13 protein-coding genes are annotated in these 11,298 nt (G+C 74.0%); 11 read left to right on the forward strand and 2 right to left on the reverse strand.

All coding sequences use genetic code 11. From position 1 onward, the window contains the following. Positions 1–65: 65 nt before the first annotated feature. Positions 66–272, forward strand: coding sequence for a hypothetical protein (locus AB0E62_RS29795; RefSeq protein WP_362200527.1), 207 nt, complete (start codon positions 66–68; stop codon positions 270–272). 53 nt (positions 273–325) lie between these two features. On the opposite strand, the gene AB0E62_RS29800 is transcribed toward AB0E62_RS29795, so the two are convergent. Continuing rightward, entirely contained in the window at positions 326–1,522 is a 1,197-nt protein-coding gene (locus AB0E62_RS29800; protein WP_362200530.1) for a beta-eliminating lyase-related protein, read from the reverse strand. 168 nt (positions 1,523–1,690) lie between these two features. Between AB0E62_RS29800 and AB0E62_RS29805 the strand changes: the two genes are divergently transcribed. The 10 genes from AB0E62_RS29805 (at position 1,691) to AB0E62_RS29850 (ending at position 10,310) form a co-directional block, all read left to right on the forward strand. Then, positions 1,691–2,647, forward strand: coding sequence for a DUF2520 domain-containing protein (locus AB0E62_RS29805; RefSeq protein WP_362200533.1), 957 nt, complete (start codon positions 1,691–1,693; stop codon positions 2,645–2,647). Further along, positions 2,644–3,636, forward strand: coding sequence for a pantoate--beta-alanine ligase (gene panC / locus AB0E62_RS29810; protein ID WP_362200535.1), 993 nt, complete (start codon positions 2,644–2,646; stop codon positions 3,634–3,636). Before AB0E62_RS29805 ends, panC begins: the two co-directional genes overlap by 4 nt. Beyond that, complete coding sequence (locus tag AB0E62_RS29815; RefSeq protein WP_362200538.1) at positions 3,633–5,354, forward strand: L-aspartate oxidase; 1,722 nt, start codon at positions 3,633–3,635, stop codon at positions 5,352–5,354. Before panC ends, AB0E62_RS29815 begins: the two co-directional genes overlap by 4 nt. Positions 5,355–5,359: 5 nt before the next feature. Continuing rightward, positions 5,360–6,337 carry a carboxylating nicotinate-nucleotide diphosphorylase gene (nadC, locus tag AB0E62_RS29820; protein WP_362200540.1) on the forward strand — a complete coding sequence of 326 codons (978 nt, stop codon included), beginning with the start codon at positions 5,360–5,362 and terminating at the stop codon, positions 6,335–6,337. A gap of 4 nt (positions 6,338–6,341) precedes the next feature. Then, a complete protein-coding gene (locus AB0E62_RS29825) occupies positions 6,342–7,139 on the forward strand; it encodes a type III pantothenate kinase (protein WP_362200543.1) in 798 nt (265 codons plus the stop codon). A gap of 179 nt (positions 7,140–7,318) precedes the next feature. Next, positions 7,319–7,945, forward strand: coding sequence for a hypothetical protein (locus AB0E62_RS29830; RefSeq protein WP_362200644.1), 627 nt, complete (start codon positions 7,319–7,321; stop codon positions 7,943–7,945). A 428-nt stretch (positions 7,946–8,373) separates the two neighbouring features. Continuing rightward, complete coding sequence (locus AB0E62_RS29835) at positions 8,374–8,550, forward strand: hypothetical protein (protein WP_362200545.1); 177 nt, start codon at positions 8,374–8,376, stop codon at positions 8,548–8,550. 218 nt (positions 8,551–8,768) lie between these two features. Beyond that, positions 8,769–9,227, forward strand: coding sequence for a BlaI/MecI/CopY family transcriptional regulator (locus AB0E62_RS29840; protein ID WP_362200548.1), 459 nt, complete (start codon positions 8,769–8,771; stop codon positions 9,225–9,227). 9 nt (positions 9,228–9,236) lie between these two features. After that, on the forward strand, positions 9,237–9,770 hold the full coding sequence (locus tag AB0E62_RS29845) for an amino-acid N-acetyltransferase (RefSeq protein WP_362200551.1): 534 nt from the start codon (positions 9,237–9,239) through the stop codon (positions 9,768–9,770). Positions 9,771–9,974: 204 nt separating this feature from the next. Then, the gene (locus AB0E62_RS29850; protein WP_030606126.1) at positions 9,975–10,310 is read left to right on the forward strand and encodes an Lsr2 family protein; all 336 of its coding nucleotides are present in this window, start codon (positions 9,975–9,977) and stop codon (positions 10,308–10,310) included. Here AB0E62_RS29850 and AB0E62_RS29855 read toward each other — a convergent pair. Beyond that, positions 10,289–10,981 (reverse strand): SCO3374 family protein, encoded by a 693-nt coding sequence (locus tag AB0E62_RS29855; protein WP_362200554.1) that lies wholly within the window; start codon positions 10,979–10,981, stop codon positions 10,289–10,291. The two genes, AB0E62_RS29850 and AB0E62_RS29855, sit on opposite strands and share 22 nt — an antisense overlap. Positions 10,982–11,298 lie beyond the last annotated feature (317 nt).

Raw genomic sequence — 11,298 nt, forward strand, 5'->3', positions numbered from 1 at the left:
CACCGGGGCAGCCGCGGAGCCCGATCAGTCACCCGATCAGCCACGTCCCGACAAGGCGGTCCGCCATGAGCATCACCCAGCAGTACCTCCTCGACAGCTACCGCGCCCGTCTGCACGGCGAGCCGGAACCGCCCGCGCCGGGCCGGCACGACCTGGACGCGCTGCGCGCGGTGAGGGACCACCGGCCCTTCAGCGCCGTCGTCGCCGAGCGCCCGGCCCACGGCCGGCTGCGGTACGCCCTGCGCCGGTGGCTGGACCCGAGAGCGCTGTGACGCCGTAGCCCACGGCGTGCGGGCCGTGTGGACGGGCGCGGGGCGGGCGCCGGTCACGCGCCGGGGAGCCGCCGCGCGAAGTCGGCGACGGCCGTCCGCACGTCGTCCGCCGTCCACTCCAGGCCCTGAGAGCGCACCGAGACCTCGGTGAAGGCCAGCCCCGGCCCGCCCCGGTCCCAGGCTTCGGAGAAGAGGAACGTGCCCGTCTCCTCGGCCTGGGACACGGCCGCCTCCATCAGGACGCCGGCGTCGTACGGCAGCCAGACCCGGAACTCGTGGGTGTGCGGCTCCTCGGGGTGCACGCGCGCCCACGGCACCCCGGCCGCCGCCAGGCCCTCGCGCAGCGCGGCGGCGACCACGCGGGCGTGCCGCACGTACTCCGGCAGCCGGGGCAGCTCGCGCTCCAGTCCGACGAGTGCGGACAGCACGGTGGGGAACTGCTGGAAGACGGCCCCGCCGTACCGGTGCCGCCAGGTCCTGGCCTCCTCAACCAGCGTCCCCGGGCCGGCCAGCGCGGCCCCGCCGAAGCCGTCGAGGGACTTGTAGAACGACACGTAGACGCTGTCGGCGAGGCCCGCGATCTCCGCCAGGGACCGGCCGAAGCGGACCGTGCTCTCCCACAGGCGCGCGCCGTCGAAGTGCACCACCGCGTCCCGCTCCCGCGCGGCCTCGACGACCTCGGTCAGCTCCTCCCAGGCGGGCAGCACGAAACCGGCGTCCCGGAGGGGCAGCTCCAGCATCAGCGTCCCGAAGGGCTCGGGGAAGTCGCGTATCTCGGCCGCCGTGGGCAGCCGGGGCTCACCGGTCACCCGTACCGGACGCAACCCGCTGACCTGGCTGAACGCATGCCGTTCGTGCACCTCGGGGTGGGCCAGGGCGTGCAGGGCCACGGTGGGACTGCCGGTGCGGCCCGCCCAGCAGCGCAGGGCCACCTGCTGGGCCATCGTGCCGGTCGGGAAGAACGCGGCGGCCTCCGTGCCGAGCAGGGCCGCGACCCGCTTCTCCAGGTCCTCCACGATCCCGTCGCCGTAGACGTCCGCGTACCGGTCCAGGTCGTACACCTCGGACGCCGCGTCCAGGAACGCCAGCCGCTCGCGCACCGTGCGCCGGAAGCCCGGCCGCCACAGCACCCGTTCCGCCTTCGCGAAGGCGGCCCGCCGCCGCTCCCGCATCCGCTCCGCCGCAGGGGGCTCAACGCCCGCCCGCAGGTCGTCGTCCTCGTGTCCGTCCGGTACCGCCGCATCAGTCATGGACGGATCATGCCGTTCCCCCCGCGCGCGGGCCGTCGGTTTTTCGCGCGGGGGTGTGGACAAACCCACAGCCTGTGGACAACCGGCCGTCGGCCCACCCGATAGCGTTAACATGACGAGAAATCGTCCGGTACCCAGAGCGGACTGGAACGGGAAGGCCGCCGTCGCGTGAGTACAGTCCACCAGCCAGACCTCAAGGACCGCCCCGCGCGGCTCACCGTCGGTGTCGTCGGCGCCGGCCGCGTGGGCCCCGCGCTGGCCGCGTCCCTCCAGCTCGCCGGGCACCGCCCGGTGGCCGTCTCCGGAGTCTCCGACGCCTCCCGCAGGCGCGCCGGGGCCATGCTCCCGGACGTCCCGCTGGTGCCGCCCGCCGAGGTGCTCCAGCGCGCCGACCTGGTGCTGCTCACCGTCCCCGACGACGCCCTGCCCGGCCTGGTCGCCGGCCTCGCCGGGACCGGCGCGGTGCGGCCGGGCCAGCTGCTGGTGCACACCTCCGGCCGGTACGGCGCGAAGGTCCTCGACCCCGCCCTGCGCGCGGGCGCGCTGCCGCTGGCCCTGCACCCGGCGATGACCTTCACCGGCACCCCCGTGGACGTGCAGCGCCTCGCGGGCTGCTCCTTCGGCGTCACCGCGCCCGAGGAACTGCGGCTGGCCGCCGAGGCCCTGGTGATCGAGATGGGCGGCGAACCGGAGTGGATCAGCGAGGAGAACCGCCCGCTCTACCACGCGGCCCTCGCCCTCGGCTCCAACCACCTGGTGACCCTCGTCGCCCAGGCCATGGAACTGCTGCGCACGGCCGGCGTCGGCGCGCCCGACCGGATGCTCGGCCCGCTGCTCGGCGCCGCCCTGGACAACGCGCTGCGCTCCGGTGACACCGCCCTGACCGGCCCGGTCGCCCGCGGGGACGCCGGCACGGTCGCCGCACACATCACCGAACTGCGCAGGCACGCCCCGCAGACCGTGGCCGGCTACCTCGCGATGGCCCGCGCGACCGCCGACCGCGCGCTGGCGGCCGGCCTGCTGAAGCCGGAACTCGCCGAGGACCTCCTGGGGGTACTCGCCGACGGGGGCCACCCGGACCAGGGAGACGACGGCACGACCGGCACCGAGGGGAACGACCGATGACCACCGCCCTGCTGAGCACCGCCGACGAGCTGCACGCGCGCGTGCGCCACGGCCGCCGCGCCGTCGTGATGACCATGGGCGCCCTGCACGAGGGCCACGCGACCCTCATCCGCTCCGCCCGCGAGATCGCGGGCCCGGACGGCGAGGTCGTCGTCACGGTCTTCGTCAACCCGCTCCAGTTCGGCGCCGGCGAGGACCTGGACCGCTACCCGCGCACCCTGGACGCCGACCTGGAACTCGCCGGGCGGGCGGGCGCGGACGCCGTGTTCGCGCCCTCCGTGGACGAGGTGTACCCCGGCGGCGAGCCCCAGGTGCGCGTGTCGGCCGGCCCCATGGGCGCGCGCCTGGAGGGTGCCTCGCGGCCCGGCCACTTCGACGGCATGCTCACCGTCGTCGCCAAGCTGCTGCACCTCACCCGCCCCGACGTCGCCCTGTACGGGCAGAAGGACGCCCAGCAGCTGGCCCTGATCCGGCGCATGGTGCGGGACCTCAACTTCGGTGTCGAGATCGTCGCCGTGCCGACCGTGCGCGAGGAGGACGGGCTCGCCCTGTCCAGCCGCAACCGCTACCTGTCGCCGGACGAGCGCCGGACCGCGCTCGCGCTGTCCCGCGCGCTGTTCGCCGGCCGGGACCGGCACGCGGCCCAGGAGGCGCTGCGCGCGCGGGCCCGGGAAGTGCCCTCCACGCACGCGCGTGCCGAGGCGCTGAGCGCCATAGGCGAGTCCCGCGCGGCGGCCGACGCGCACGCCGTGGCCACCGCCGCGCCCGGCGGCCCGGCGGCCGTGCGCGCCGCCGCCCGCCAGGTCCTGGACGAGGCCGCCCGCCTCGACCCGCCGCTGCGGCTGGACTACCTGGCGCTGGTCGACCCCGCCGACTTCGGCGAGATCGGTGACGACTTCACCGGCGAGGCCGTCCTCGCCGTCGCCGCCCGGGTCGGCGCGACCCGGCTGATCGACAACATCCCCCTCACCTTCGGAGCCGCCTCGTGACCAGCACAGGCATACGACTGCACGCGCCCGCCCCCGGCTGGGCCATCTCCGCGGACGTGGTCGTCGTCGGCTCCGGGGTGGCCGGCCTGACCGCGGCCCTGCGCTGCCAGGCCGCCGGACTCACCACCGTCGTGGTCACCAAGGCCCGGCTGGACGACGGCTCCACGCGCTGGGCGCAGGGCGGCATCGCCGCCGCCCTCGGCGAGGGCGACACCCCCGGACAGCACCTCGAGGACACCCTGGTGGCCGGGGCGGGCCTGTGCGACGAGGAGGCCGTACGGACCCTCGTCACCGAGGGCCCCGACGCGGTCCGCCGGCTGATCTCCACCGGCGCCCACTTCGACACCGACGACGAGGGCGGCATCCACCTCACCCGCGAGGGCGGCCACCACCGGCGCCGCATCGCGCACGCCGGCGGCGACGCGACCGGCGCGGAGGTCTCCCGCGCGCTCGTGGCGGCGGTCCGCGCGCGCGGGCTGCACACCATCGAGAACGCGCTGGTCCTGGACCTGCTGACGGACGCCGACGGCCGTACGGCCGGGGTCACCCTGCACGTGATGGGCGAGGGCCAGCACGACGGCGTGGGCGCCGTGCACGCCCCCGCGGTGGTCCTCGCGACCGGCGGCATGGGCCAGGTGTACTCCGCGACCACCAACCCGTCGGTGTCGACCGGCGACGGCGTGGCGCTGGCGCTGCGCGCGGGCGCCGAGGTCTCCGACCTGGAGTTCGTGCAGTTCCACCCGACCGTGCTGTTCCTCGGCGCGGACGCCGAGGGCCAGCAGCCGCTGGTCTCCGAGGCGGTGCGCGGCGAGGGCGCCCACCTGGTCGACGGCGACGGCGTGCGCTTCATGGTGGGCCGGCACGAGCTGGCCGAGCTGGCGCCCCGGGACATCGTCGCCAAGGGCATCCTGCGGCGGATGCTGGAGCAGGGCGCCGAGCACATGTTCCTGGACGCCCGGCACTTCGGCGCCGAGATGTGGGAGCAGCGCTTCCCGACCATCCTGGCCGCCTGCCGCGCGCACGGCATCGACCCGGTCACCGAGCCCGTCCCGGTCGCCCCGGCCGCCCACTACGCCTCCGGGGGCGTGCGCACCGACGCCCACGGCCGCACCACCGTGCCCGGCCTGTACGCGTGCGGCGAGGTGGCGTGCACCGGTGTGCACGGCGCCAACCGGCTCGCCTCCAACTCCCTGCTCGAAGGGCTCGTCTACGCCGAGCGCATCGCCGCCGACATCGCCGCCGAGCGGGCGGGAGGCGGCCTCCACGCGCGCGTGCCCGCGCCCGTCCCGCAGCCGGACCAGCCGGCCCACCCGCTGCTCGCCGCCGAGACCCGGTTCGCCATCCAGCGGATCATGACCGAGGGCGCGGGCGTGCTGCGCTCCGAGGAGTCCCTCGCCCGGGCCGCCGGCCGGCTCCAGCGGCTGCACGCCGAGGCCCGGGAGGCGCTGGAGGAGAACGGCAAGACCGCCGAGCCCGGCGTGGACACCTGGGAGGCCACCAACCTCCTGTGCGTGGCCCGGGTCCTGGTCGCCGCCGCCCGGCTGCGCGAGGAGACCCGCGGCTGCCACTGGCGCGAGGACCGCGCCGACCGCGACGACACCCACTGGCGGCGCCACATCGTCGTACGGCTCAATCCGGACCGGTCGCTGGCCGTGCGCACCACCGACACCGCAGACTTCCCCCCTACCCGGCAGACCCAGCGCCCCCAGGAGCAGTGACAGACGTGAGCACCGACGACCTTCCTCTCGTCCCGACCGGCGGCTGCGGCGACGGCTGCGGCTGCGGCGCCGAGGGCGACGAGGAGTACCTGGAGTGCGGGCTGGACCCCGCGCTCGCCGAGCTGCTGGCCGCCGCCGGGCTCGACCCCGTCGAGGTCGAGGACATCGCCACCGTCGCCATCCAGGAGGACCTGGACGGCGGCGTGGACGTGACCACGGTCTCGACCATCCCCGAGGATGCGGTGGCCACCGGCGACCTCACCGCGCGCGAGGCGGGCGTCGTGGCCGGCCTGCGGGTCGCCGAGGCCGTGCTCTCCGTGGTCTGCACGGACGAGTTCGAGGTCGAACGGCACGTGGAGGACGGCGACCGGGTCGAGGCCGGGCAGAAGCTGCTGTCGGTCACCACCCGCACCCGCGACCTGCTCACCGCCGAGCGCAGCGCCCTGAACCTGCTGTGCCGGCTGTCCGGCATCGCGACCGCCACGCGCGCGTGGGCGGACGCGCTGGAGGGCACGAAGGCGCGCGTGCGCGACACCCGGAAGACGACCCCGGGGCTGCGCGCGCTGGAGAAGTTCGCGGTCCGCTGCGGCGGCGGCGTCAACCACCGCATGTCGCTGTCCGACGCGGCCCTGGTGAAGGACAACCACGTGGTCGCCGCCGGCGGTGTCGCGCAGGCCTTCAAGGCCGTACGGGAGACCTTCCCGGACGTGCCGATCGAGGTCGAGGTCGACACCCTGCACCAGCTGCGCGAAGTGGTGGACGCGGGCGCCGACCTGATCCTGCTGGACAACTTCACGCCCGGCGAGTGCGCGGAGGCCGTCGGCATCGTCGGCGGCCGGGCGCTGCTGGAGGCCTCCGGCCGGCTGACGCTCGCGAACGCGCGCGCGTACGCCGACACGGGCGTGGACTTCCTGGCCGTCGGCGCGCTCACCCACTCCTCGCCGATCCTGGACATCGGCCTGGATCTGCGCGAAGCGGAGTGACGCCATGCTGCTCACCATCGACGTCGGCAACACGCACACCGTCCTCGGCCTGTTCGACGGCGAGGACATCGTCGAGCACTGGCGCATCTCCACGGACGCGCGCCGCACGGCGGACGAGCTGGCGGTGCTGCTGCAGGGCCTGATGGGCATGCACCCGCTGCTCGGCGAGGAACTGGGCGACGGCATCGACGGCATCGCGATCTGCGCCACCGTGCCGTCGGTGCTGCACGAGCTGCGCGAGGTCACCCGGCGGTACTACGGCGACGTACCCGCCGTCCTGGTCGAGCCGGGCGTGAAGACGGGCGTGCCGATCCTCACCGACAACCCGAAGGAGGTCGGCGCCGACCGGATCATCAACGCGGTCGCGGCCGTCGAGCTGTACGGCGGCCCGGCGATCGTCGTCGACTTCGGCACGGCGACCACGTTCGACGCGGTCTCCGCGCGCGGGGAGTACATCGGCGGGGTGATCGCGCCCGGCATCGAGATCTCCGTGGAGGCGCTGGGCGTCAAGGGCGCGCAGCTGCGGAAGATCGAGGTGGCCCGGCCGCGCAGCGTGATCGGCAAGAACACGGTCGAGGCCATGCAGGCGGGCATCGTCTACGGGTTCGCCGGCCAGGTCGACGGGGTGGTGGACCGGATGGCCCGGGAGCTGGCCGACGACCCGGACGACGTGACGGTGATCGCCACGGGCGGGCTCGCGCCGATGGTGCTGGGCGAGTCCTCGGTGATCGACGAGCACCAGCCGTGGCTGACGCTGATCGGGCTGCGCCTGGTCTACGAACGGAACGTGTCCCGGCTGTGAGGCGGCGCCGGCGCCCGCGCGGGCGCCGGCCTTCCCCGGGGCCTCGCCAGGCCTCCCCGGTGGCCCCGGACGAGGGAACCGGGGAACGACACGCGACGGAAAAACATCCTGATCTGACGCTTTTGTCCGATTAGCGATAGCGTCGCCGCATGCCCACGCCATACGGATCCCGCGGCGGCATGGCGTTCGGCGCGGAGGAGCTGCGTGTGCTCCGCCGTGCCCTCGCCCTCGCCCTCCACCCCGGCCACGCCTCCGCCGAGGACGTGCAGGACTGCCTCCGGCTCGCCGAGTCGCTGGACGAGGCGCTGAGCGAGGGTGCCAGACTCCGCGCCTTCCTGGTGGCCGACCTGGGCCGCTACCGGGCCGCTCTGCCGGGTACGGCCGCCGGTTACCTCACCCTGCTGGAGGAGGCCCTCGGAGCCGGGCACCGCCCCGCACCGGACGATCTCGCCGCACTCCGCGCGCTGAGCGGGAACCGGGTGGCCGCGGCGCTGCTGGAGCGCTGCCGGGCGCTGGCCGAACAGGACGTACGGGCACGGTTCGCACAGGGTGCGCGCAGGGTGCCGGCCCCCGCGGTGCCGCCCGCGCGGACCCGTCTGCTGGCCCTCCCGGGCGGGGCGGGGGAGTCCGGGTCACGGCGGGACGACGGGACGGGCGGAGCGCCCACGGAGAAGCCCGCACCTCCGGCGGAGCGGCCCGGCTCGGCCCCGGGGACGCCGAAGCGGCCCATTCCCACGCCGGGCGAGGTCTTCCCGCGCCGCAAGCCGAAGCCGCCGGCTGCTCCGCAGGAACTGGCCGCGGTCTGACCGGCCTCCGGCCGGACCCGTTTCCGGCCGGCACCGTCCGCGCGGGTTTCGTGGCCGGCGTGCGGGCGGCCCTGCCGGGGTTCGCCGTCGGCGGCTGCGGGTCGGTGAGGGGTGAGTTCCCCACCCGCACCACCCGTACGGGTCCCGTTGTCGGGCGCGAGTGGCCCCGTCGAGGGGCCGGTCGTCGTCGGCGGCTGCGGACCGGAGGGCGGGTGACCTCCGTCTGCATTGCTCGTGCGGGTTTGTGGCCGGGTGCCGGGGTCCTGTCGGCGACCGTGTGTCGTCGGTGGCTGCGGGGTGGTCGGCCGCGGGGGGCGGAAGGCCCGGCGCTGCCTGTGCGCTGTCGCGGTGCTGTCGGCCGGGTGGGCGTGTCGGCGGTTCGTGTACCCCGGGCCTTTCGTCCGGGTTCCCGTGGCTACTCTGGATGCATGGACTACGTCTCCGCGCTCGTGCCCCCGGTCGTCATGGCCGCGTTCTTCATCGGTGTGGTCAGGGTGATCGTGAAGACCCAGGGCGGGGCCGCCAAGGCCAAGGAGGACGCGGCCGTCGACGCCGCGCTCGCCCGCATGGACGGCGCGCCCCAGCGCCCCGCCGCCGACGCCTGAGCGCGGGCCCCGGACGGCTGGATCCCCGGATTCCCCGCCCCGGCAGGGGCCTTCGTGACGCGGCGAGCCCTGCCGCCGGTTTCGTTCGTGTGCCCTCGGCCGGCTCACCCTCCCCACCGGACCTTCGTTTCCGGAGTCCGCGCCCTTTTTGATCGGGTTTGCAGGCATAGCGCACGTCCGGCACGCGTTTGACCGGATCTCCCACTATTGTCTGAGCTGTGCCTCGCCCATTGGGAGAACTCGAAGACGCGGTCATGACGCGGGTGTGGAAGTGGAACCGCCCGGTGACCGTTCGAGAAGTCCTGGAAGACCTCCAGCAGGAACGCTCGATCGCGTACACCACCGTGATGACCGTTTTGGACAATCTCCATCAGAAGGGCTGGGTCCGCCGTGAGGCGGAAGGCCGGGCCTATCGATATGAGGCCGTGTCGACACGCGCCGCGTACGCCGCCGCCCTGATGAACGACGCCTGGTCCCAGAGTGACAACCCGGCCGCCGCTCTCGTCGCCTTCTTCGGCATGATGAGCGAGGAACAGCGCCAGGCCCTCAGGGACGCCGTACGCATCGTCCAGGGGCCGGAAGAAACCCGGGAAGCCCCCGAAGCCCGGCAACAGGAAGCCCCCGAAGCCCGGCAAGAGGAGAACCCCGGCTCGGCGAAGGACGCCGACGGGCGATAGCGTCCGCTCATGTCAGCAGAGCGTCCCGAAGTCCCCGCAAAAGCCATCACCGTCCGGCGGGCCCGGACCAGCGATGTCCCGGCCGTGCGCCGCCTCCTCGACGCCTACGTCCGCGACCGCATCCTGCTCGACAAAGCGCCCGTCACGCTTTACGAGGACATCCAGGAGTTCTGGGTCGCCGAACGCGACGACAACGCCGAGGTGATCGGCTGCGGGGCGCTGCACGTCATGTGGGAGGACCTGGCGGAAGTGCGCACTCTGGCGGTGAAGCCCGGCCTCAAGGGCGCCGGCGTGGGGCATCAGTTGCTGGAGAAGTTGCTGCAGACCGCGCGCTGGCTCGGCGTTCGCCGCGTTTTCTGCCTGACCTTCGAAGTGGACTTCTTCGGGAAGCACGGCTTCGTGGAGATCGGCGAGACGCCGGTCGACACCGATGTGTACGCGGAGCTGTTGCGTTCCTATGACGAGGGCGTCGCGGAGTTCCTCGGTCTCGAACGAGTGAAGCCGAACACCTTGGGCAACAGCCGGATGCTTCTGCATCTGTGATCGTCATTGCCCTGGTGCCCTATGTCCGAAACGCGCATGTTTCCGGACCGGGTCCGGGTGCCGAGTCGCTCCCGAGGGTTTGTGTTTTTCCGGCAAAAGCGGTTTGCTTTCCGACGTACTGCAGTACTGCATATAACAGGGGCGGCGAAACGGCGGACGCCGCACACCCGCTGGTCCTCAACGTTATCGATGAAAGGAAATGCGGTGGCACAGAAGGTTCAGGTCCTTCTTGTCGACGACCTCGACGGCGGCGAGGCGGACGAGACCGTGACGTTCGCGCTGGACGGCAAGACGTACGAGATCGACCTCACGACCGCCAACGCGGACAAGCTGCGCGGCCTTCTCGAGCCCTATGTGAAGGGCGGACGCCGTACCGGTGGCCGTGCTTCCGGCGGGCGTGGAAAGGCGCGTGCCGCTTCCGGCGGCAACCAGGACACCGCGGCCATCCGCGCCTGGGCGAAGGAGAACGGTTACGAGGTCAACGACCGGGGCCGCGTTCCCGCGTCGATCCGTGAGGCCTACGAGAAGGCCAACGGCTGATCCCGCCGGCCGGCGGGACGCCCGGCGCACCCGCGCCGCAACCGGACCCGGTGACAGTGCGCTGCCACCGTGTCCACCAGCCGTACGAGATCGGGGGCGCCCCGCACGCGTCCCACGGCCGGCCCGGCCGCCGTACCCGGCAGGCCCGGCATGGCCGGCAGCGAGGCCTCGACGTCCTCGCGTCCCGGTCCGGGGGGCCGCAGCCACACAGCGGCCCCCTGCGCTGACACCGCCCGCCGGGACCCGGTCCCCGCGGGGCCGGCCGGCGCCGGGGCCGCCAGCGTGCCGCCCGGTCCCAGGGCCCGCAGGTCCAGGGTCACGGGGGCCCACTCCAGCCACTCCAGCAGTCCCGGCAGCTCCTCCGCGCTGCCCGGGGCCAGCAGCAGCTCCATGCGGTCGCCCCGGAGGATCACCGGGGAGCCCGGCGCGAGATGCCGCAGCGCCCGCGCGCCCGCCTCGGCCGGCACCTCCAGCACGTCGAACCGCACCCCCGTGACCAGCCGCAGCGGCCGTCCGGGCACGGTCGGCCAGCCCAGTTCGTTCTCGTACCAGTGCCGGGCACCGGCCTCCGGGCCGAGGCCGGTGCCCGGGCCGCCGGGCGCCGGTGCGCCCGGGGTGACGGGCCGGCGGGGGAGGGGGAGCGCGGGTGTCAGGGGAGCGGAGCCAGGCATGCCCACTGCAACCGGCACAGCGGCATCCGAGTTACGCTGGGTGCCGCAGTGGCTGCGCAGCGTGCCGGTCGAGGAGGCGCGCGGGGGTCCGGGGAGACGCAAGGTTGTTCGCCCATAGCGGAGGGAACCGGTGCGCGCGGCATGGAGTGTCAGTCCCTGCGGGTAAGACATCCCTAGTGGGAGGGGGCGACACGCAGAACAGGCCGTCTCACGTTCGCCGAAGGCGTACTGGCGAGTGGGGTAACTGCCTGGCCTGCGGGAACATCGTCTCGCACCATCGGGTTGGAGCAGATGTCGGCGCACACGGTCAGGAGGCC

It is taken from the genome of Streptomyces sp. NPDC038707 (genome assembly GCF_040636485.1).
Taxonomy (GTDB): domain Bacteria; phylum Actinomycetota; class Actinomycetes; order Streptomycetales; family Streptomycetaceae; genus Streptomyces.

Bases quoted from the DNA above. Each gene is read 5' to 3' on its own strand.
- AB0E62_RS29795 (WP_362200527.1), top strand. From the start codon at position 66: ATGAGCATCACCCAGCAGTACCTCCTCGACAGCTACCGCGCCCGTCTG.
- AB0E62_RS29800 (WP_362200530.1), bottom strand. From the start codon at position 1,522: ATGACTGATGCGGCGGTACCGGACGGACACGAGGACGACGACCTGCGG.
- panC (WP_362200535.1), top strand. From the start codon at position 2,644: ATGACCACCGCCCTGCTGAGCACCGCCGACGAGCTGCACGCGCGCGTG.
- AB0E62_RS29825 (WP_362200543.1), top strand. From the start codon at position 6,342: ATGCTGCTCACCATCGACGTCGGCAACACGCACACCGTCCTCGGCCTG.
- AB0E62_RS29830 (WP_362200644.1), top strand. From the start codon at position 7,319: ATGGCGTTCGGCGCGGAGGAGCTGCGTGTGCTCCGCCGTGCCCTCGCC.
- AB0E62_RS29835 (WP_362200545.1), top strand. From the start codon at position 8,374: ATGGACTACGTCTCCGCGCTCGTGCCCCCGGTCGTCATGGCCGCGTTC.
- AB0E62_RS29845 (WP_362200551.1), top strand. From the start codon at position 9,237: ATGTCAGCAGAGCGTCCCGAAGTCCCCGCAAAAGCCATCACCGTCCGG.
- AB0E62_RS29855 (WP_362200554.1), bottom strand. From the start codon at position 10,981: ATGCCTGGCTCCGCTCCCCTGACACCCGCGCTCCCCCTCCCCCGCCGG.